At 36.3% G+C, this 21,597-nt stretch carries 15 protein-coding genes; 6 read left to right on the top strand and 9 right to left on the bottom strand.

Going from position 1 to position 21,597, the window contains the following annotated elements; genetic code table 11:
• The first annotated feature begins 57 nt into the window (after positions 1-57).
• A complete protein-coding gene (locus tag C6H17_RS01615) occupies positions 58-372 on the top strand; it encodes an ankyrin repeat domain-containing protein (RefSeq protein ID WP_005218721.1) in 315 nt (104 codons plus the stop codon).
• Here C6H17_RS01615 and C6H17_RS01610 read toward each other — a convergent pair.
• The 4 genes from C6H17_RS01610 to C6H17_RS01595 all read right to left on the bottom strand — a co-directional run bounded on the left by C6H17_RS01610 (position 362) and on the right by C6H17_RS01595 (position 3,877).
• A complete protein-coding gene (locus C6H17_RS01610; protein WP_040463213.1) occupies positions 362-1,270 on the bottom strand; it encodes a DNA adenine methylase in 909 nt (302 codons plus the stop codon). The two genes, C6H17_RS01615 and C6H17_RS01610, sit on opposite strands and share 11 nt — an antisense overlap.
• Positions 1,271-1,423: 153 nt before the next feature.
• Complete coding sequence (locus C6H17_RS01605; RefSeq protein WP_005218723.1) at positions 1,424-1,873, bottom strand: hypothetical protein; 450 nt, start codon at positions 1,871-1,873, stop codon at positions 1,424-1,426.
• On the bottom strand, positions 1,840-3,567 hold the full coding sequence (locus tag C6H17_RS01600; protein ID WP_005218724.1) for a DDE-type integrase/transposase/recombinase: 1,728 nt from the start codon (positions 3,565-3,567) through the stop codon (positions 1,840-1,842). Before C6H17_RS01600 ends, C6H17_RS01605 begins: the two co-directional genes overlap by 34 nt.
• A 100-nt stretch (positions 3,568-3,667) precedes the next feature.
• Positions 3,668-3,877 (bottom strand): hypothetical protein, encoded by a 210-nt coding sequence (locus C6H17_RS01595; RefSeq protein WP_005218727.1) that lies wholly within the window; start codon positions 3,875-3,877, stop codon positions 3,668-3,670.
• 125 nt (positions 3,878-4,002) lie between these two features.
• On the opposite strand from C6H17_RS01595, the gene C6H17_RS01590 reads away from it, so the two are divergent.
• Complete coding sequence (locus C6H17_RS01590) at positions 4,003-4,734, top strand: XRE family transcriptional regulator (RefSeq protein WP_005218728.1); 732 nt, start codon at positions 4,003-4,005, stop codon at positions 4,732-4,734.
• Positions 4,735-5,163: 429 nt separating this feature from the next.
• Here C6H17_RS01590 and C6H17_RS12390 read toward each other — a convergent pair whose 3' ends face one another.
• The 5 genes from C6H17_RS12390 to obgE form a co-directional block, all read right to left on the bottom strand.
• A complete protein-coding gene (locus C6H17_RS12390; RefSeq protein ID WP_020995852.1) occupies positions 5,164-12,135 on the bottom strand; it encodes a PBECR2 nuclease fold domain-containing protein in 6,972 nt (2,323 codons plus the stop codon).
• Positions 12,136-12,516: 381 nt separating this feature from the next.
• On the bottom strand, positions 12,517-12,639 hold the full coding sequence (locus tag C6H17_RS13220) for a hypothetical protein (RefSeq protein WP_005218731.1): 123 nt from the start codon (positions 12,637-12,639) through the stop codon (positions 12,517-12,519).
• Between the two features lie 302 nt (positions 12,640-12,941).
• Positions 12,942-13,067: a hypothetical protein gene (locus C6H17_RS13215; RefSeq protein ID WP_020995851.1), complete on the bottom strand. Its 126-nt coding sequence runs from the start codon at positions 13,065-13,067 to the stop codon at positions 12,942-12,944.
• A 327-nt stretch (positions 13,068-13,394) separates the two neighbouring features.
• Positions 13,395-13,724 carry a hypothetical protein gene (locus C6H17_RS01575; RefSeq protein ID WP_020995850.1) on the bottom strand — a complete coding sequence of 110 codons (330 nt, stop codon included), beginning with the start codon at positions 13,722-13,724 and terminating at the stop codon, positions 13,395-13,397.
• A 161-nt stretch (positions 13,725-13,885) separates the two neighbouring features.
• Positions 13,886-15,115 (bottom strand): GTPase ObgE, encoded by a 1,230-nt coding sequence (gene obgE, locus C6H17_RS01570; RefSeq protein WP_005218733.1) that lies wholly within the window; start codon positions 15,113-15,115, stop codon positions 13,886-13,888.
• 547 nt (positions 15,116-15,662) lie between these two features.
• Here obgE and C6H17_RS01560 point away from each other — a divergent pair.
• The 4 genes from C6H17_RS01560 to prpD all read left to right on the top strand — a co-directional run bounded on the left by C6H17_RS01560 (position 15,663) and on the right by prpD (position 21,544).
• Complete coding sequence (locus tag C6H17_RS01560) at positions 15,663-17,576, top strand: propionyl-CoA synthetase (RefSeq protein ID WP_005218734.1); 1,914 nt, start codon at positions 15,663-15,665, stop codon at positions 17,574-17,576.
• Positions 17,573-18,448 carry a methylisocitrate lyase gene (prpB, locus tag C6H17_RS01555; RefSeq protein ID WP_005218735.1) on the top strand — a complete coding sequence of 292 codons (876 nt, stop codon included), beginning with the start codon at positions 17,573-17,575 and terminating at the stop codon, positions 18,446-18,448. Before C6H17_RS01560 ends, prpB begins: the two co-directional genes overlap by 4 nt.
• 34 nt (positions 18,449-18,482) lie before the next feature.
• On the top strand, positions 18,483-19,637 hold the full coding sequence (gene prpC / locus C6H17_RS01550; RefSeq protein WP_020995848.1) for a bifunctional 2-methylcitrate synthase/citrate synthase: 1,155 nt from the start codon (positions 18,483-18,485) through the stop codon (positions 19,635-19,637).
• A gap of 452 nt (positions 19,638-20,089) precedes the next feature.
• A complete protein-coding gene (prpD, locus tag C6H17_RS01545; protein WP_005218737.1) occupies positions 20,090-21,544 on the top strand; it encodes a 2-methylcitrate dehydratase in 1,455 nt (484 codons plus the stop codon).
• The last annotated feature ends 53 nt before the right edge of the window (positions 21,545-21,597 follow it).

Genomic DNA, 21,597 nt, shown 5'->3' with positions numbered 1-21,597 from the left:
GCCAAAGCACAGCTTACCCAAGTTATAATGTTATAAATTATAGAAAAAGGATAAAACATGAATACACAAGATTTACAAAGAGAGATTCAGTATGATGTAAAAAAGGGAGATATGAGGCGTTTTCATAGACATATTATAAATTTTTCAAATGAAGCTATTCTAGCCTATTTAAAAGCAGGGATAAATGCAGAAAAGACTTATAGAGATGATACACCAATGCAAACTGCTATTGCATGCGGTAATATTGAAGCAGTCTTAATGCTTATTCAACATGGCATATCTATTCAAAAGCATGATCTAGAATATGCACAAAAAGACACTACAAGAAACATTTTGTCTTTTATGTTTAAGTCTATGGGTATTAGGGCTTAAAATTCATAATAAGCAATTCTTGCACTCTTTTTGTAGATTTTACATTTAAAGAGTATCGTATCTTTTTTGTCTCCATAATATAAAAGTCTTTATAAAGTGATCTTATAAACTCACAATCATTATAGCTTAAGATAAATTTACCTTGTATTCCTTGTAGTATTATAGCTAAGTCCCTATGCTCACTCTCACCAAATCCACCTTTTATTTCATAATAATGCTCTGTTGCAAAATAAGGCGGATCAAGATAAAAGAGTGTGTCTTTACTATCATAAGTTGCTATAAGCTTTCTAAAATCCATGTGTTCGATATACACCCTCTTTAATCTTTGAGAAAACTTCATAAAGTCTTTGTAGATATTTTTTGGTGGTCTGCTCTTGCCTAAAATAAATGACTTTCGTTTGCCTCCAAAACTTTGTGTGATTAAGAAATAATAAAACGCTGCTCTTTCTATATCATTCTTTGGTTTTATTATACCTTGTTTAATTCCATCAAAAAGCGTTCTGCTTACTAGCATACTTGATAATGTGGCATGTAGGCTTTTTGGGCGTGTTTTAATGATTCTGTGAAGATTGATTAAATCATCATTGATATCATTGACTATTTCAGTGAGTTTATCTACTCTTGTTTGACCCTTGCATGTTCTCTCTATAAAGGCACTCACTTCATTTTGCATGTCTTCTTCATTCTTCTTAAGACTTAGACGCTTCTTTGCTCTCTGTGCTAATATATCTTCCACACTAGGCTTTGCGTATAAAACAGATAAAGCCCCTCCAAACACTTCTACATAGCATCTATGTGGTGGCATAAGTGATACTATATCTTTTGCAAGCCTACTTTTTCCTCCAACCCAAGCAAATGGTGCTTTTAGCTTTGTGCTTTTATACACACTTGACTTCATTTTGCATTCTCCTTATAAAACATAAAATTTCATGCCTCTTTTTACAAAAAGAGCTAAAATATTTTTGTTTTTAAGGATTACGCTAAACTTAAAAGCCCTATTTAAACGCCATTTAAAGCATATTTTCACATTGTTTAAATAGGTTTTATCTTACTATTCCCCTACATAATATCCTTCTAATAGATGAATGCGCTTTACTTCATTTGTTCTTCCACCAACATAGCTTGTGTCTCTATCTGAGTGAGAGAGATGCCCAGAATAATTTCTGTGATTATCGCTTCCACCTTTAATCCTATCACCCGTGTTTGCTAGATTAGTTATACTATAATTATGTGTATGTTCCAACAGCTGTTGTTCTCCAAAGCTACCAACAAGCCCTTTTTCACTCACACCTTTTGTATAGAGATTTCCTTGCGGTAATCTAAAATGTGTGAGTCCTATTCCCCTTTGCACTGATTTAGCTGTATTTTTACAATAAAACCATGCAAGTGGATACTCACTTATCCTTAAAATTGAATTGGGCTTTATATAACCTTGTGGCAAACTCTCTCTAAAGAATAGCTTATATTCTAGCAGGTATTCTCTACATAAGGTTTTAACCACCCACTATAAGCCCTTACATTCTTATACTCTATATCTAAGTTTTCCATAACTGCCTTAGTGTATTTAGAGAGGAATGCCTTGCCATTATCTCCTTTAATCATTTTAGGTTTGCCATACTTAAGGATATACTTTGCGACTGCACGAGCTACACCTAAGCTATTTTCAGTATCACTGATATGAAAGCTAGCCACGCGGCTATAAGTATCTACTAAAGAGATAAGCACATATCTTTTCTGCCATGACTTTACATGACTTATATCAACACCCAAGCTCTCTGCCAAGCTTTGAGCATTAAAGACTTTGTCTAATGGCGTAGAATCTATCTCTACTACTTGATTAATGCTTGTAACTTTATAGTTACTCTTTCCTAAACTAGCTTTCATATTGCCAATTAGCGCATCTTCACCTCTGTGTGTAAGGGTGTTTTTAAGTCGATTTTTCTTTTTCCATGCGTTTATATATCTATGCAGCACTGCATAGCTTATATACTCACTTTTCTTAGATTTAAAGTCTATAATATCATGCACTCCTTGTGTATGTAAGTGCATATGCAAGAGCTCATGCACACTATTAATGTTTATACGAGCACTTTGTGCATTTAGGATAGAATCTAGCAAATCTTTTAGCCCCAAACTCTCAATAAGGCTAACTCCCTCTCTCACATAACCCCTAATATCAAGTAATCCATCTAATCCTTGCTCTTTATATGCCCTCTGCCAAGCATAGAGTTTATTCTCACTAAGTTTCAAGTTGTAGTCATTATTTGCATTGAGATTGACTACTGCTACAAAGTCCTTTGCACTCACACCTTTATTTTTTAAGCTTTCCCAATCTTTTATAATCCGCTTTTTCTCTAACGCTATTCTTCTTGCCTTAGTTGTAGCAAAGTCAAATGAAGTGAGATTGTCTTGTTTTATATCTTGTGTGTGCTTACTTGTTAAGTCGCTTTTACTTGTCATACTGCCTTTACTTGCATTACCCTTGCTTGTCATGTTGCCACTTGTCATGTTGAGCGTATGCGAAACATCTACACTGCCCCCACTTGTCATGTTGTCTTTTTTATTTGTCATGTTGAGCGACAGCGAAACATCTAGCCCACTATTGCAAGTATGCAAAATATCTTTAATAACACCTACTTCATCATCACAAATATGTAAATCACTACACAAACCATTATCAGAATCCACTACACCGCCCATTGTTGTATCTAGTTCTTTCTTAATGGAAGCTATATTAGATTCTATAACACCGCCTTTACTTACATTACCCTTTGTCAAGTCGCCCTTACTTGTCATCTTATCTTTTGTCATGTTGAGCGACAGCGAAACATCTCTAACACCATCATCACAAACACGAGAAACGCCACCACAAGACTGCAAAGCACCTAACACACTAGCAACTTGAGAATCTTCTAGCCTACTTGCCCTTACAGCATTTTCTAATCTATTGATTCTATAGTTTGTTATAAACTCATTTGCTTCAGCTTCACTAGCAAAAGGCTCACTCCATATTTGAAGGACTTTGCCAGAATTGCCGCCTTTTTGGTTATTTATATATAAAAAGCATAATATATTATGCTTTAACTTGCAAAATTTTTTCCCAACTTTATAAGCACGAACACACGCCTTTTTTAAAGCTTCATAATTATAATTATGCAATTTTGCAAATTCTTTACTACTTATCCATTGTCCCATTACAATACCCCTATAGTATCTAACCCTTGATATGTGTCAATAAATAGCCATATATAATATACTACAAAGCACATAAGAAGGGCTATATACACAAACTTCATCACGCACTCACTTTAGGGATATAAAATCCCTCTAACTCTAGCATTTCTCTAAGCTCTTTGCATCTACCCTTAGTGCCTTTAGACCTACCACATGACAGAGAGTTAAGCAAGTCAATATCCTTTTGACCCATGCCTTTAGATAAAGCCCACGCCCTTATTCTCATGCCTTTTTTTGCCATTTGTTTGGCAATATTATCTTTTTTATCCATGCCTATCCTTTATATTAATATAACCTGCCTATCCAGCCGATTAATGTATTTTTATTTTTTTAGGTTAGAATACACTAATTACTGAAATTATAGCATAATATATTATGCTTGTCAAGGAAAAGCTCATGAAATTAGGCTTAAAAATAAAAACAGCAAGGGAAGAAAAGGGATTAACCCAAAATGATTTAGTAAAAATAAGCGGGGTATCTCGTGCAAGCCTCCAATTATACGAAGCTGATAAAGGTAATATTACGCTTGATAATCTCGAAAAAATTGCAAATGCCCTAGATTATGAAGTCGTGCATTTTTTGTCTTCCAATGTTGTCCCTCAATCGAAAAAAACATGTCCCCCAATATGTCCCTCAATCGAAAAAAACATGTCCCCCAATATGTCCCTCAATAATATTTGTGAGTTTATAGAGAATGATTCACCATTACCCCCCACTCAATCAAATAATTCTGTAAGAATCCCAGTATATGATGAAGTCTATGCAAGTGCAGGACAAGGTTTTATTAATGATGAGCATATCACACAACACATAGAGCTAGACAAAGGCTTTTTACGCTCATATTTTGGGCTTACTTCATTCCTAGACTTATCCATTATCACAGCTAGAGGGGATTCTATGCTACCAGCCGTGCCTGAAAACTGCCAGATTATCGTGCAGAAAGGCACGCCACGAGAGGGACAAATATGCGTTACTCGCATAGATGATGAACTCTATGTAAAAAGATTGCAAAAACGCCCAAAATACAAGCTTATAAGCGATAATAAAAGCTATGATGATATAGAGCTAGAAGGTGAAAACTACGAAATACTAGGCATTGTTGTAGGCTTATTCCAAAAGATTCCATAAATTTACACACAAAAGCCTTTAAACTCGCATTTAAAACATCTTAAACGCATATTTAAACACCATTTAAATTCTAAATATCTTGTTTAATTCCTAAATATATAGATTTAAACACTATTTAAAAGTTTAAACACTAGCCTTTAAATCCCAGCCACACGCACATTTTACATATTTTTAGATAAATCTATATGTTTATATCTATAAATTCACACACAAAAGCCTTTAAATCTTTAAACACCCCTTTAAATCCCCTAATTTAGCCTACCCTATACACAATGTATAAAAAAATGTATAGGAATGTATAGTATTTTTTAGACAATGTATAGGATTCTTTTGATTCTGTATAAAATTTTTCTCTCACTTTGATTTCATAAAATCTCTCTCAAACTCCCACCCACACGATACTTTCTAGCAATATCCCCCACTTTGATTTTATACAAAACTATACACTTGTTGTATGCTTTTAATAGCTAAAGTAGCATATCTTTGTGTGCTTTCATTGCTATAGAGTTTGCTTACCGCCTTACTTCCTACCGCCCCACCTAAGAATCCAGCGGCAAACTTAGCAGGATTAAATCCTACAATATTCCCATTCTCATCTGTTTCAATTCCTGCTACACTACCGCTTATCAATCCACTTCCTAAATGTTTTGGATTAGCATACATGATATTAGGGCTATTTTCATTAAAGTAGGTATGTGTAGATTCTTTATTTTTTGGTTTAGTCTTTGTGATATTGCCTTTTGTATCTGTATAACTTCCTTTATTGTCAATATGCTTTATTTGATTGGAATCAAATGCTACTATTTCTCTATCATTAAACAATATGCCATCATATCCTGCTTTTTTATAAAATTGTTGCAATGGATAGATTCTAGCTGTTTGATACATTCTTCCATAACCGCCATATACACCATAGTGTCCGCCCACTACTTCCTGTAATTTCTCATTCTCTCTTGCAGCGGCTAGGATATAAAGCTCGGTTTCATTTTTAAAAAATTCTTTTTCAAACCCAGCTTCATATAATGTGGGTGAATCTTTTTTTAAGAGAGAATCAAGCTCTTTTAACTCTTGCAAACTCTCATCTAAATTAGGATTATGTTTTAAATCTGCCTCGTAAGCTCTTATGCTCTCATGCAAATTTTCCTTTTTTAGATTATAAAGCGGTGTGCTAAACTCTTTGCCACTTTCTATATGCCTTATCTTAACGCTTTCTCTGTCATATTGCAAAAACTCAAAGCCGCTTTCTTTTAACTCTGCTTTTGCTTGTTTTAGATTTTCTACTGCCCTTAATCCCCTTTCTTTATCTTTTTTAGTGAATTTAAAAATTTTATCAATCTCTTTTATTTTTTCTTGTGTAAGCTCTTTTTCCATAATAAAGGGCTTTTTGATATTTAAAAATACTTCATATATAAAGTTTCCTTCATCATCATCTGCATAGTTTTTAGCAAGGTTTTTATCATTGGAAAACCAATTGCCTATGCTAAAATTAGAAACTGAATTATCTTTAGTATTAAAGACTTCAAAAGGTTTTTTAAGTTCTTTATGCAATCTTTTCATATTGCTTAGTGTTGTGCCATGATAAAAGACTTTAGGCAGTCCGTTTTCATCTTTTGTCAAAGGACTAGAATCTTTATGCCACTCTAGTAAATCTTTTGCCTTTCTCTCATCGTAATTAAACTTTTGCATGGTAGATTCTAGGGTTTGTTGTGGTATAATGTTGGTGTCAAGCTTGATATTAGACTTAGCTATATCATCGTAAGGGTTATGAGCGTTAATCTGATTAACCGCTTGGCTGTTATAAATCTCTTTTCCCCCTGCTGATATTTTATTGTTTAGTCCATTTTCTGCTTTTGGTGCATTACTTCTAATAATCCATTCACCATTATCATTTCTAGCTACACTTGTAAAATATTTTTCCTCTCCAAAATTTCTGGCAAAAATCAATGCCCCATCGTTTTGTAGAATAATTCTTTGCGGCTGTTCTAGTGTGGGTTTAATCCTATCTAAATATTTTAATCTATTCTCTTTTATAAGCTTTACTAAGCTTCCAGCATATAGCTTAATATCTTCGCCTTGCAAGATAGAATCTAAGGCTTGTTTTACTTCAGGGGTAAAGCTTGGGATATAGGCTTCATCAAGGCTTTTTAGATTAAAGGTGTTTTTCCAATTGTCTGCTATATCTTTTGGTATCTCATGTGTTTTACCATAGCTATCTGTGAATGTTTCTTTTGTTTTGTCATATTGATTTATTCCCTTGTCGTGTTGAGGCAAAGCCAAAACATCTTTATTTCCGTTTAAGTGAGATGTTTCGCTACCGCTCAACATGACAGAATCTTTATTTATTTGTGTGCTAGATTCTGTTCCTTTTAACGCAGATATTTCTTTTTTCAAACGATATAAAAACTTTGCTTCATAAGTGTTATTTGTATCCTTTATCATTTGTTGTATAAGCTTCAAGGCTGTATCTGTGCCTTTCGCTTTTTTTGCATAATCGACTTGAAATCTTGCATTATCTATAAAATCTTTTAGGGCTTCTACTTTGCTTGGTTTATTTTCTTGTGGTGCTTTATTTGGTAATTTATTTTTTAAATCCCTTATTCTTTGTTCTACTAAATCCAACTTATCTAAAAATTCACTATTATGTGCGGGGCTAAAACTATAAGGGCTGTAATCATTGCGATTACTTTGCATAATCTTTTCTAAATGTGCTTTTTCTTTATATGCTGTTTCTAAATCATAGTTTGCAATTCTCTCACTCTCTGCGGCTTTCTCTGCTTCTTGTTGTGTTTTTAATTGTGCCTCTTTTTCTGCATGCAGTCTGTCTCTTTCTTTATTTAATGCTTCTACTATCTCATCTGTTTCCTTTCGTATTTTATCCATTTGCTTATAAAATGGCTTTTCTGCTTCCCTTGCTAGAAACTCTGAAGCATTGCTTTTATATACCTCTTCTATATCATGTTTCATATTTGCCAGTATATTTTCTGCATAGTGGTTTCTATCTCTTGGGTTTTCTAGTGAATTTGCCATGTTTAAAAATCTATCTGCTAAGCCCTCTTGCTGTTGATTAAAGGTAAATTCATGTCCTTTCATAATCTTTCTTTCATTTGTCATAAATTCTGCATAGCTGTCTATATCTTTGGAATCTGCATTGATTTTTTTTAATAGCTCTTGTTGTCTTGGCTCAAGTAATAAGGCTTGTTTGATAGGCTTTTCAAAATCTGCTAGTTCATCATCTGGGATTTCTATGTATTTTCTGCCATTCTCATTTACTTCGTATGGTTTTGTTTGTGGGGTTTGTTGTGGTATAATGTTGGCAACAGATTTAGCAATATTGGTTGGGTTTGCGTCTCCTCCAACAGACTGAGTTAAATCCGCCACACCCGCTTTAGTTTGGGGCGTGCTAGGGCTTAAGGGTGTGGGCTTTTCCAAACTTTCTAATTCTAAGCTATAAGTCTTATTTCCTGCTTGATTATTTTCAAATAGCGTAATTTTTGCTTCGGCTTGACTTCCATTTATTTGTAAAGATTTTGTAAATCTGTGCACCGCCTGTATTTCGTCTCGTGCCTTTGTATCCGCGTGTGATTCTTTTAATTTACTATTTTCAAATAAACTTTTTAAATCTTGTGCTACTTTAAAGTGTTCATCTCGTGTAAAGCCATTTGCTATGCTTTTATCCACTGCTTTTTTGCTTGATATTTTGCTTAACCCTGTTGTAGAGATTTGTGCGATTATGCCCGTTTCCTTATTAACTATCTCTTTATTAAGATAAGGGTTTAATGCTTCTTTTAAATCATTTCTTAAAACTTTTATGTCTTTTGTTTCTTGTGTGGTGTATGTGAAATTAGAATCTATTTCATCATTTAAAGTATTTGTAAATTTCTTATCATAGTAGTTTGCCATCTCTTGCATGGCTTCATCATATCTAGTAGTGTAAAATTCCCTTCTTGCTATGCCTTGTTTTAAGCCTTCATCATAAAATCTATTTTCAGCATTTTCTCTGGCTTTAAGTTGAATTTCTCTTATATTTTTATGCAATTCTTTTTCATCTTTTGCATTGTCTATTTCTGTTTTAATGGCTTTTTTGAGAAACTCTATTTGATTGAGGGATTGCTCTTTAAAATCTTGTAATGAAGTTGTAGGCGGTATGTAAAACTCGTGTTTAGTTACATTGTTTAAGAAAAATGTATCGCCTTTCATGCCGAATTCATCATCAATATAATTGCCTATGTTGGCAGAATACATTGTCATATTATCTTTATCATAATATTTTACACTCGCTTTATTAAAATTATCTTGCTTTATTATATTGCTTATTTCAGCATTATTTGCTATTTTCTCTGCTAAATCTTTGCTGATATTTTCATGTTGTATTGCATAGGAAATATCAGGGTTTGTTATGCTATCACCTTTTAGGGTTTTTTGTGGTATAATGTTACTATGATTCTCAAATAGCCGAGTCGTTTGAGTAGCTCCGACATCATCGTGATGAGAGTCTTCCACCCCTTTAGATTTAGGGCTACGATTTAAGTTCGTGGGGTGGGTTAATCCCTCCAATTCTAAACTATAAATTCTATTTCCATTTTGAAAGCTCTCTTTAAGCGTAATTAATGCTTGTGCTTCTTTATCTTTTAAGGCATTGTCTGCTATAAATCTATGCACTGCTTTTATATCTTTACTTTGATTTTTTGGTGTTTCACTTTTGAAAAATTTACTTTGTATAAAAAGGTTTTCAATGTTGCTTACTGCCTCAAAATGTTCTTCAACCTTAAAACCATTATCTAAACTTTTTTGTATGGCTTTATCGCTACTCATTTTTGCGATACCAACACTGCTAAGCCTTGCTTGAATGCCGTCCTTATTGACAATATCTTTGCCTTTTATAGCATTGAGTTTGTCTTTCACAAACTTTCGCATTTCTTGTTTATTTCCATATAGATTTTTTAGCAAGTCTGTGTCTTTTGCGTTGGCATATTGAGTTGTTGAAAAAGGCAAAAAATCTTTATTATGGATTGCTTCGGCTTTGCCTCGCAATGACAGGGGAGAGTCTTGCAAGTGGGGTTCTGGCTTATACTCTAACAATAATTGCTTCTGTGCTTCTGCTTCTTTTATCTCTGCTATATCTGCATATTGGTCTCTGTATGATTCTAGTGTTGCGTTTTGGTTTTTGTCTCTTTGCATGAGCTCATCATAAGTTTTTGGCTGTGCTAGCTGCAATTCTTGTTTTTCTATGGCTGTAATGTTGTTTTTGTCTGTTGTTATAAAATAGGTTTCATTATTTGCCTCTGCTTTTATTATGCTTTTATTTGGCGTGTGGATTGGGTTATTGTGTGTGAGTTGTTGGGCTAGTTGTTTTAATAACTCTGTGTTTTGCTTTATCTCTTGTGTGGCAACAACTAGATTATTTAATATATCTTGTTGTATGTTTTCTTTATTTGCTTCAAATTGGCTTATTTTTTGTGTGAGCTCTTCATTATACTTTGCTTGTCTCTCCATGTTTTGAATGAGTGGATTACTTGCAAGGGCTTCTATCTCGCTTGTATCTTTTGGGGTTAATATCTGTGTGTTGCCTCTTATTTGGCTCTGTAATTCTTTATCACTTAAAGGTGTGTTTGCCTTGTATTCAAATCTTGGTTTATTCTCTTTATCTTTTATGGGTTTAAAGCCTTTGTCTAAATCTGCTTTATTTAATACTTTAAGCGTTTCTAGTGTGATTTCACTTGGATATTTTAAATCTTTTATTGCACTTTGCAAGGCTTTTGTTATGGCTGCATTATCGCCTATGTAAGGGATAAAGGCAAAAAGCTTTTTAAATAATCTATTGGTTAAAAAGACTTTTATTCTGCCCTCTAGTGTTGTGGCTAATGCACCGCCGCCTACTTGGTTTTCTAATGCTTTTGCTTTGCTTATCTCTTGGGCGAATTGATAGCTTTTTGCATAGCTTTTAAAAGTATCTAGTATAGGATAGATTTCAGGGTGCAAAGTAAGCTTTTCTAGATTCTCAATATCGCTTAAAATCTTAGTAAAGTCAATTGGGAATGTATCATCATTTAGCTTTACATTTCTATCTAATGCCCTAAGTATTGTTAGCATTTGTGTATGTTTTTGCATTCTTGGGTTAAAGTTTTTAAATATTGTGTTCTCTAGCCCTTTTATGCTATCTCCCCATTGTGTGTCTAGCACTCTTTGTTTCCATTGTTCTATGGTAAGTCTTGAATCTAAGTCTTTTTTATTCATACCTTTGGTTAGGGCTTTGGCAAATTTGTCATTTAAAGACTCTTTTATTTGTGCGTAGTTTTTATTTGCTTGTTGAAAGTTTGAGAAAAGTTCGTCTGCTTCTTGACGCGTTAATGGACTTATTTCTATTTCATTGCGCCCTAAACCTTGCACCCCACCCATTTGGTTCGCTTCATTCTGTGCGACTTTAGAATCTAAGGCATTTTTAATAGCATTATCGATATTATCTTTTATGTTATCTAGGTGTTTATTTGCCCTAAATTTCTTTAAATCACTGCTGCTTTTTTCATAATTTCGCATGATTTCATTTATATTTTTGCGTAATTCTATGGCTTCGCTTAAACTTATATTTGGTTTAGATTCTAGCTTTTGTGTTTCTCGTATTAAAGTATTTGTGAGTTGATTATCAAGTCCTAAGCTTTCAATTGCATCATCTGTTACTTGTTTGTAGCCTTGCAGTAATGTAGCTTTAAAGTCTGTATCGCTTAATGCGTTTTGTAAGTTATCAATGCTTGTTTTATAATCTTGTTTTGCTTGTTTGTCTATTTCATCTAACATGTGCTTATAGACTTCTGGCAGGTTTTGTGGTATAATGTGGTTATTTGTTAAAGGAGTTTGCATGGATTCTAAAGATTTGTTTCCACTTCCGCCAGAGAGATTATCTTTTACACTTAATGTTGAGTCTAATCGGTTGTATGCGTTAGATATATCCGACTCTGATTCTAAAACTTCTGGTTGCTTTGAATTTAAAAAAGATTCTTGGTTTGAGTTTCCTAGTTTTTCTGACTTTAATCGCAACACTGATGTCTCTGAGTTGGAAGACACCATTCGACTTAACTCAAAAGAAGCAAAAGAGTTTATATTAAAATCTAAGTCTTTGGAGAGTTGATAACTTTCATCTTGTAATTTTGTATATAATACTTTATCCTCGTTTCTATCCAATTCTCTCAAAACCTTATAAATCTCATCTTGCTTCTTTTTAATTTCCCAGCCTTGTTTTGTGTGGAGTTGTATCTCGCTTTTAATGCCATTAAACTCAAATTGTAAATGCAAACCTTTATAACCGCTTGTTCTGTGCTTTAGCTCGATATTTGGGCGTATGCCTTGCTTTTCTAGCGCATTGACTAGATTTAATAATTGTGTATCTAAGTCCTTGTTTGTATCCACTAAAATACTAGCCCTTAAGAAGTCGGCAATGTCATCTGTGTTGCCACTTTTGCGTCTTATTTTGCTTTCTATTGATTCTATTGATTTTGTTATATGTGTGTCTATTATGGCGTTATTTTCGGTTTTTAAACCTTGTAAAAAGCCTTTGAAATTACTCTCTTGTTCTTTTACTTGTGTATGTAAGTGATTTGAAAAATCTTTTACACTATGTGTATTTCCTTGCTTATCTGTGAAAGTGTCTTTTATTTTGTCATATTCATTTAATCCCTTGTCATGTTGAGACTTTGAAAAAGTAAAAACATCTCTTTTTTATACATATTGTTTTAATATGTAGTTTAAATGCCTCTTTTTATACACATATTTGAAAAGGCTTCTACCTTGTCATGTTGAGTGAAGCAAAACATCTTTACTTGTAAATAAAAAGGATTTTTCGACTTCGTCTCGTGCAATCCGCAAGGATTTTACCCACCTTGCAAAACTTGCGAGATGTTTCGCTTCACTCAACGAGACAAAGCCTTACATAATGTTAGAATCTTTATCATTTTATTTGCTTTCATATAAAGTCGCATATATTTTTTGTAATTTCGCTTCACTTATTGCTTCATTATTAAAGCTAGGCATATATTAAGCCACCCTCTCTTACTATTGAGTAAAAAGTTTCATAGCTTATTTTTTTATTATCAATAGGTAATAATAAGTTTTCATTTAATACATGGCATTTTTTACATTCTGTATTCTCTAGGGCTTTCATGTTGTTTTTTAATAATGCTATTTTATCTTTTGCCTCATCTAGCTTTTGTCTATCCCTAAGTGTTACTTAATATTGCTGCGTTTGAATCTCTTCCTAAGTTTATAGAATCTAGCTTAGAGTTTAGCTGCATATATAAAAACATAGTGATTGCAAATAATGCGATTGTTATTTTTGTATCCATATTTAATCCTGTTTTTAAATTTATGTTTAATCTGGCTTTTTTTATTTATGTGTTGTGTTTGGTTTTGTTGCTTAGTTTTTGCGCTTCTTATGTTTGTTTTGATTTCATTGTAATGTGGAATTTAGATTTTATCCCATTGGAGTAGGTGCAGGATTTAGGGTGCAAAAAAATAAATCTTAGGTTTTATGAAATTTTATTTATCGCCTTTTTCATTATCGTGTTTTAGCCTTTGTGATGCGAATTTTGTAAGAGTTTGTCCATTCATACACTTTCCTGTAAAATAGTGTTTTATAAGTCTATGCGGTTTGCCTTCCATAATCATGCACTTCAGCGAGTACATTTCCATATTGGTTGTGCCAAATTTGTATCCCTTGTGTCTATATTAGCAGAATTTTTGCTTATAGTTTCACTACCATGACACATTTCGCTAATACCTGCTTTACATGCGTAGTAGTCGCCATTGCTTGAATTGTGTATATTATAATAAAGTTTAGATAGAGTGTTGCATGCTTCTTTATTTCCACTATTACAAAGCTTTGTTAAAAGTGTGTCATATCTTTTTAAACAACTCTCACCATAATCACACATTATCGCATCACTTGCTACATCAGCATAGCTAAATATAGCTAGACTTAAAAATATTACTACTCTTTTCATATCAGTCCCTTTAAAATTAGAATCTTTCAAATCTTGTTGTAATAATCTTACTAAATAAGACTAAGGCAACAAGATTCTATTGCAATCGACAGGAATTGTACTATAAATTTTAGATTCTATTATGCCATATCTGCTTTACAACCCACACAAGATTACTAGCTTTACCCAATCCCCTGTAATGCAAAGTAAAGCAAAGTTTTTAAAGATTCTAAATTACAATGCGTAGCACTTGATATAGGCAGAATGAAAAGTGGGGGTTTTAGTGATGAGTTGTCTTTGCCTTTTTCATTATTGATACAATTTTCTTCTTTGCTTGTATCATCTTTTATAGAATCCATAGAGATTCCATTCTCTATAAAGTCAAGCAGTGGTTGTGAAATATAGGCTTTTGTTTGCAATTGTAAGTTTTCGTGTTGTTTAAAAGAAAAGTCGCAAAAACTCTCATATAACTCCACATCGCTTTTTGTAAAAGCTATCGCATAATATCTATTTGCAAGTTTTGGAGCGTAACATAAAAGCTCGTTGTAAAGCACACTAAATTGATTTAGCAAAGCCTTATGTGCTAAGTCCTGTGTGGCAAATAAAGATTCTATATCAGAATTTTGTGGCATTGTTGTATCAATATGTTGTGTTATATTCATAGTAAAATATGAAGAATCAAGCATAAATAGTAATAGCTTTGTGCGTTCTATATGTTGTAAAAATTGTAAGCCAAGCCCTTTGCCTGTGCTAGCCCCCTGTATTAATCCCGGAATATCAGCGATAACAAATGAATGCAAATCATCAATATCCACTACACCTAGATTTGGGATAAGCGTAGTAAAGGCATAATCAGCGATTTTTGGTCGTGCGTTTGTGATTGTGGAAATAAGGCTTGATTTGCCAACATTTGGGAATCCAACAAGGGCTATATCAGCGATTAATTTTAGTTCTAAACGCACTTGTAAGGATATGCCCGGTAGTCCTTTTTGTGCATAAGTTGGGCGTTGATTACTCGCATTTTTAAAGTGCGTATTGCCAAGCCCACCTTTACCGCCACTAAGTAATTTTACTTTCTCTCCATCTATGAGTAAATCAAGCAGTATTTCATTATTTTCTTCATTAATTATTTGTGTGCCGGGTGGGACTTTAATGACTATGTCTTTACCCTTTTTTCCATTGCAATTTTTACCCATACCGGGCATTCCATTCCCAGCTAAAAACTTTTTGTGTCCGCGAAATTTTGCAAGTGTAGTTGTGTTTTTATCCACTAAAAAATACACATCACCACCACGACCACCATCGCCACCATCAGGACCGCCTTGAATGACAAATTTTTCTCTTCTAAAGCTAACCGCACCAGCCCCACCATGTCCAGATCCAATAAAAATTGATACACTATCAACAAACATGAGTATTCCTTTTTCTATATTGTTACAATATGTTACTATAAAATTTTACCTTTTATCACATAAAATTATATCCATTTTATATGTATCATTTGCAATGACAAATAAGGTTGTAGCGGTAATTTATCGCAATTTTCTTACAATATCTCTCATGGATAATTTTTAGCAAATAAAAAAATTTATACAAAATAAAAAGCAATTATTGACAAAAATGTTAAAAATTAGATAAATTAGAATAAAGGCATAAAAAAGCAATAAAGTTATGAAAGTAGGAATATAAAGGACGGATATGTGTTGCATTTGTGTTTTAGATAGTATTTTTTGTAGAAAAATATTCAATACTTTAAGTAGAGCTTCTAATTTTAACCCACTTTATATTATAAAAATTTGTACCATAACTTTTTTATTACAAAATTCTTTCTCGCAAAATAAATTTTCTGTTAATCACCATTTTTCTTTACATAAAAGATTTTTATTTGATAAGAATCAGTTTGTAGCCATGCTATCAAATCTGCGTAAAAACCTTTCATCTTACTTAAAGGAGATATAGATGTCGGTATATGAAGAAGCGTATAAACAATCCATTGAGAATCCCGAAGCCTTCTGGGCAGAAGCTGCTAAAAAAGTGCATTGGTATCACGAATGGGATAAGGTGCTTGATGTAGTAAATGATCATTATCGGTGGTTTGTCGGTGGGTGTATGAATACCTGCTACAACGCACTTGATTTACATATAGAAAATGGCAGAGGCGATCAAGTGGCATTGCACTATGACTCACCTGTAACGGACACAAAAAAGTCCTACACCTATAAAGAACTCCGCAAAAGAGTGGCAAAAACGGCTGGAATCTTAGTCAATAAAGGCGTGGTGAAAGGCGATAGAGTGCTTATCTATATGCCTATGATTCCAGAAGCAGTGATTGCAATGCTTGCTTGTGCTAGGATAGGGGCGATTCATAGCGTGGTCTTTGGCGGATTTGCCGCACACGAGCTAGCCGCTAGGATTGAAGATGCCAAGCCGCGCGTAATTATGAGTGCTTCTTGTGGGATAGAGATTTCACGCGTAGTGAAGTATAAGCCTATCTTAGATGAAGCCATAAAAAGCTCTAGCCATAAGCCCACCACCTGTCTCATCTGGCAACGCCCACAAGAGAGGGCAAATATGCTGCCTTGGCGTGATGTGGATTGGGCAAGTGAAGAGGAAAAAACTGAAGCCGTGGAGTGTGTGCCTGTGGATGCGACTGATCCGCTTTATGTGCTTTATACTTCTGGCACGACTGGAAAGCCAAAGGGCGTTATCCGCAGTAATGGCGGGCATTCTGTGGCGATGAAGTGGTCTATGGATAATATCTATAACGCCAAGCCCGGCGATGTCTTTTGGGCGGCAAGTGATGTAGGCTGGGTTGTAGGGCATAGCTATATTGTGTATGGCACTTTGATGAATGGCTGCACGACAATCGTTTATGAAGGAAAGCCGGTCAAAACACCAAATCCGGGAGCTTTTTGGCGTGTAGTGCAAGAGTATAAAGTCAATATTTTGTTTTCTGCACCTACTGCATTTAGGGCGATTAAAAAAGAGGATTCTAAGGGTGAATGGCTGAAAAAGTATGATATTAGCTCACTTAGAGCGGTATTTGTCGCTGGGGAGCGGTGCGATAGCGATACACTCAAATGGATCGAAAAGCTTGTTAAAAAACCAGTAATTGATCACTGGTGGCAGACAGAAACCGGCTGGGCGATAGCGGCAAATCCGCTAGGACTAGAGCAAATGCCTGTAAAACCCGGCTCACCTACAAAGCCTATGCCCGGATTTAATCTCAAAGTGCTAGATGAAGAGGGCAAGGAATGCAAAGCCGGAAAGCTAGGTAATCTTGTGATTAAGCTGCCTCTGCCCCCTGCGTGCCTAATGGGAATCTGGGGCGATGATACAAGATATAAAAACTCTTATCTTAATCACTATCCGGGCTATTATCTCACCGGTGATAGCGGCTATATCGATAAAGATGGCTATGTGTTTGTGATGGGGCGAATGGATGGGGTCATCAATGTCGCAGGACATAGGCTCTCAACTGGTGGTATGGAGGAGGCTATTTCTAAACACCCAGATACTGCAGAATGTGCGGTTATTGGCGTAAATGATGAGTTAAAAGGTGAGATTCCACTAGCCTTTGTCGTGCTAAAAGATGGGCTGGAGCGAGATACGCAAAGCTTATGCGAAGGCATTGTGCAGCTTGTGAGAGAAGAGATTGGTGCGGTGGCTTCACTGCATATTGTAGCAGTGGTGGCACGACTGCCAAAGACTAGAAGTGGTAAAATCCTGCGCGGCACAATGCGTGATATTGCCGATGGCAATGAATGGAAAATGCCTAGCACGATTGAAGATTTTAGTGTGTTGCCAGAGATTGAGAAAGCATTAGCAAATCTTGGCTACCCAAAAAATAAAAATTTAAAGGAGGCAAAATGAAAACAGCAGGACAAAAATTTAGAGAAGCATTAAAGGAAAATACTCCTTTGCAAGTCATAGGCGTGATTAACGCCTACTCTGCTATACAAGCACAAAAAAGCGGCGCAAAAGCACTGTATCTAAGCGGTGGAGCATTAGCGGCGATGAGCTTAGGTGTGCCTGATCTTGGCATTAGCTCATTAGAAGATGTTTGCATTGATGTGCGCCGCATTACAGCAGTGAGTGATTTACCCTTGCTTGTAGATGCGGACACGGGCTGGGGTGGGGCATTTAACATTGCTAGGACGATTAAGGACTTAACGCGAAGTGGAGCAGCAGGCTGCCACATAGAAGACCAAGTCGCGCAAAAACGCTGCGGACACCGCCCAAACAAAGAGCTTGTAAGCAAAGAAGAGATGTGTGATAGGATAAAAGCGGCGATGGATGCGAAGCTGGATTCTAGCTTTGTGGTGATGGCAAGGACTGATGCCCACGCAAGTGAAGGGCAACAAGCAGCGATTGAAAGAGCATTAGCATATATGGAAGCGGGGGCGGATATGATCTTTGCTGAAGCAATCCACACGCTAGAGGAGTATAAGCAATTTACCGATGTGATTAAAGTGCCAGTTCTAGCAAATATCACAGAATTTGGTAAAACGCCTTATTTCACAAAAGATGAGCTAGCAAATGTAGGAATCTCTATGGTGCTGTATCCACTCTCCGCGGCAAGGGCGATGAATAAAGCGGCTTTAGCGGTGTTTAAAGATATTATCAACAATGGCTCACAGAAAAACAGCATAGATTCTATGCAAACACGAGATGAGCTGTATGAAATGCTTGGCTACCACGAGTATGAGCAAAAGCTCGATACACTCTTTAAAAGCAAAAAATAATCTACAAAAGATACTTTAATAGAAAGGAGAAACAATGGCAGCACCAACAGAAAAAGTGGCAAAAAAAGTAGGTGGCTTAGCAGGGATAAGCGCGGGAGAATCCGCGATTTGCACTTGTGGCACAGGACACGGGCTAAATTATAGAGGATATGATATTTATGATTTAGCCGAGCATTGTGAGTTTGAGGAAGTGGCATATTTGCTATTAAAAGAAAAGCTTCCTAATAAGGCAGAGCTAGAATCGTTCAAAAAGGAATTGATTGCGGCAAGAGGCTTACCAAAAGAGCTAAAAGAAGTGCTAAAACTTTTGCCAAAAGACGCACACCCTATGGATATTATGCGGACAGCGTGTTCTACGCTTGGTTGTTTGGAGAGAGAAGAATATGATGTATTTAAAGCACAATTCCCTAATCAGCAGAGAATTGGCACAAGGCTTTTAGGGATTTTCCCTTCAGCCCTATGCTTTTGGCATCATTATCACACAAGCGGCAAGGAGATAAGCACAGAATCTAGCCAAGATTCTATCGCCGGGTATTTCCTAGAATCCTTGCACCAAAAAGAGCCAAAAGAGCTATGGGTAAAGGCTATGCACGCTAGTCTAATCCTGTATGCAGAGCACGAGTTTAATGCCTCTACATTTACCGCAAGGGTGATTACTGCGACAATGTCTGATGTGTATGCAGGAATCACGGGGGCGATTGGGGCGTTAAGGGGACCGCTGCACGGCGGAGCAAATGAAGCGGCAATGGATTTGATAGAGGAGTTTAGAACGCCAGAGCAGGCAACGCAGGGGATCTTAGACAAACTTGCTAGAAAAGATAAGATTATGGGCTTTGGACATCGCGTATATGTGGAGAAAGACCCGCGAAATGTGGTGATTAAGGCGTGGAGTAAAAGATTGAGTGATGATGTGAAAGACACAAAGGGGCTATACCCCATAAGTGAAGCGATAGAAAAGGTGATGTGGGAGCAAAAGAAGCTTTTCCCTAATCTTGATTTTTATAGTGCGAGTGCGTATCACTTTATGGGGATTCCCACGCCGTATTTCACGCCGATTTTTATCTTTTCACGCACGGCAGGGTGGCTGGCACATATCTTTGAGCAAAGGGGGAATAATAAGTTAATTAGACCTAGTTCGCAATATATAGGACCAGAAAACAAAGCGTTTGTCCCTATGGATAAGCGTTAGCTTTTTGGCTAAAAACGGCGATTGCTTCGGCTTTGGCGGCGTCATTACCGCTTAGGTAACTCCTTGCCAAAGCCTTGCAAAGCCCCATTTTTAGCTCAAAAATCTTTCCGCTTGAGCGTTTGGTTTTGTGTGCCTTTCTAATTAAAACTTAAAAAATCATCACAAAATCTTTAACGCTTAGGAGTGCGGTTTTGCTACTTAGATGGTTTGTATTTTGCCGAGTGGGAATCTAACTATTTGGCTTGGCAATCAGCGGCGGTGAATCTAGAATCTAGTTTCTAGAATTTTATAAAAACACAAATTCTAGCCATTGCTCTGTTGCTTTGTGAGTTTTTAGGGGTTTTTACAATGGGAGTTACCTTAAGGGTAATGACTATTGTAAAAATCCCTAAATCTTGCAAATGGACAGACAAGGGCGGATTTTACTACACCTAAATTACAAGGAGAACACAATGAGTGCCGATATGGGAACACTAAACACAAAACGACCAGAATTTGATGAGCTGCTAACAAAAATTGCGCGTTATGCGTTGGAGTATAAGATTAACTCCCCTTTAGCGTATGAGACGGCTAGATACTGCCTTATGGATACCATAGGTTGCGGACTTTTGGCATTAAACTTTCCAGCTTGCACCAAACTTTTAGGACCTGTTGTTGAGGGCGCGGAGTTTCGCCCTTTGGGAGCGAAAATCCCGGGGACTAGCTATCAGCTAGAGCCAGAGAGAGCGGCGTTTAATGTGGGAGCTATGGTTAGGTGGCTTGATTTTAATGACACTTGGTTAGCCGCAGAGTGGGGACACCCAAGCGATAATCTAGGGGCGATTTGGGCGGTAGCTGACTATCTAAGCCGCAAAAATATTGCTGAAGGTAAAGAGCCTTTAAAAGTCAAAGATGTGCTAAGTGCAATGATTAAAGCCCACGAGATTCAAGGAGTGCTAGCGTTAGAAAACTGCTTTAACAAAGTAGGGCTAGACCATGTGCTGCTTGTTAGAATCGCTTCTACTGCGGTGGCGTGTGCTATGCTAGGCGGGAGCTTTGAAGAAGTGCGAAACGCAGTAAGCCACGCTTTCATTGATGGCGGGGCGTTGCGGACATATCGCCACGCGCCAAACACAGGCTCACGCAAAAGCTGGGCGGCAGGAGATGCAAGCTCAAGGGGCGTAAATCTAGCTTTGAAAGCATTAAGTGGAGAAATGGGCTATCCAAGTGCGTTAAGTGCGGAGTTTTGGGGATTTGAAGATGTGAAAATGCGGGGCAAAAAGCTCACTATCCCGCAAGAATTTGGCAGCTATGTAATGGAAAATGTGCTGTTTAAAATCAGCTTCCCAGCGGAATTCCACGCGCAAACGGCGGTAGAATGCGCCTTGAAACTGCATAATGAAGTCAAAGACAAGCTAGATTCTATTGAAAAGATTGTGATTACCACGCAAGAATCTGGACACAGAATCATCAACAAAGTCGGTGAGCTAGCAAACCCTGCTGATAGGGATCACTGCATTCAGTATATGGTGGCTGTGCCGCTTGTGTTTGGGCGACTAACCGCTGAAGATTATGAAGACTCTGTGGCGAGTGATAAACGCATTGACGCCCTGCGTGATAAAATGGTAGTAGAAGTAGATGATCGCTATACGCGTGAGTATTTGGAGGCAGATAAACGATCAATCGCTAATGCAGTGCAGATTTTCTACAAAGATGGCAGTAAGAGCCAAAAGGTGGAAGTGGAGTATCCTATCGGGCATAAACGCCGAAGAAGTGAGGGTATCCCTGTGTTAGTGAGCAAATTTGAACGCAATATCGCCCTAAAACTTAGCCCCAAAAAATGCGAGCAGATTAAGGCAGTGTGTGAAAATCAAGCCAAGCTAGAATCTATGGCATTTAATGAATTTAGTGATTTATTTGCGTTGTAGTTTTTAGCTGTTTTGGCTGAAGTTAATAGCTAGATTCTAAATCCACTTTAATG

It is taken from the genome of Helicobacter rappini (assembly GCF_900198625.1).
GTDB lineage: Bacteria > Campylobacterota > Campylobacteria > Campylobacterales > Helicobacteraceae > Helicobacter_A > Helicobacter_A rappini.
This window is presented reverse-complemented; position numbering and strand designations above follow the sequence as displayed.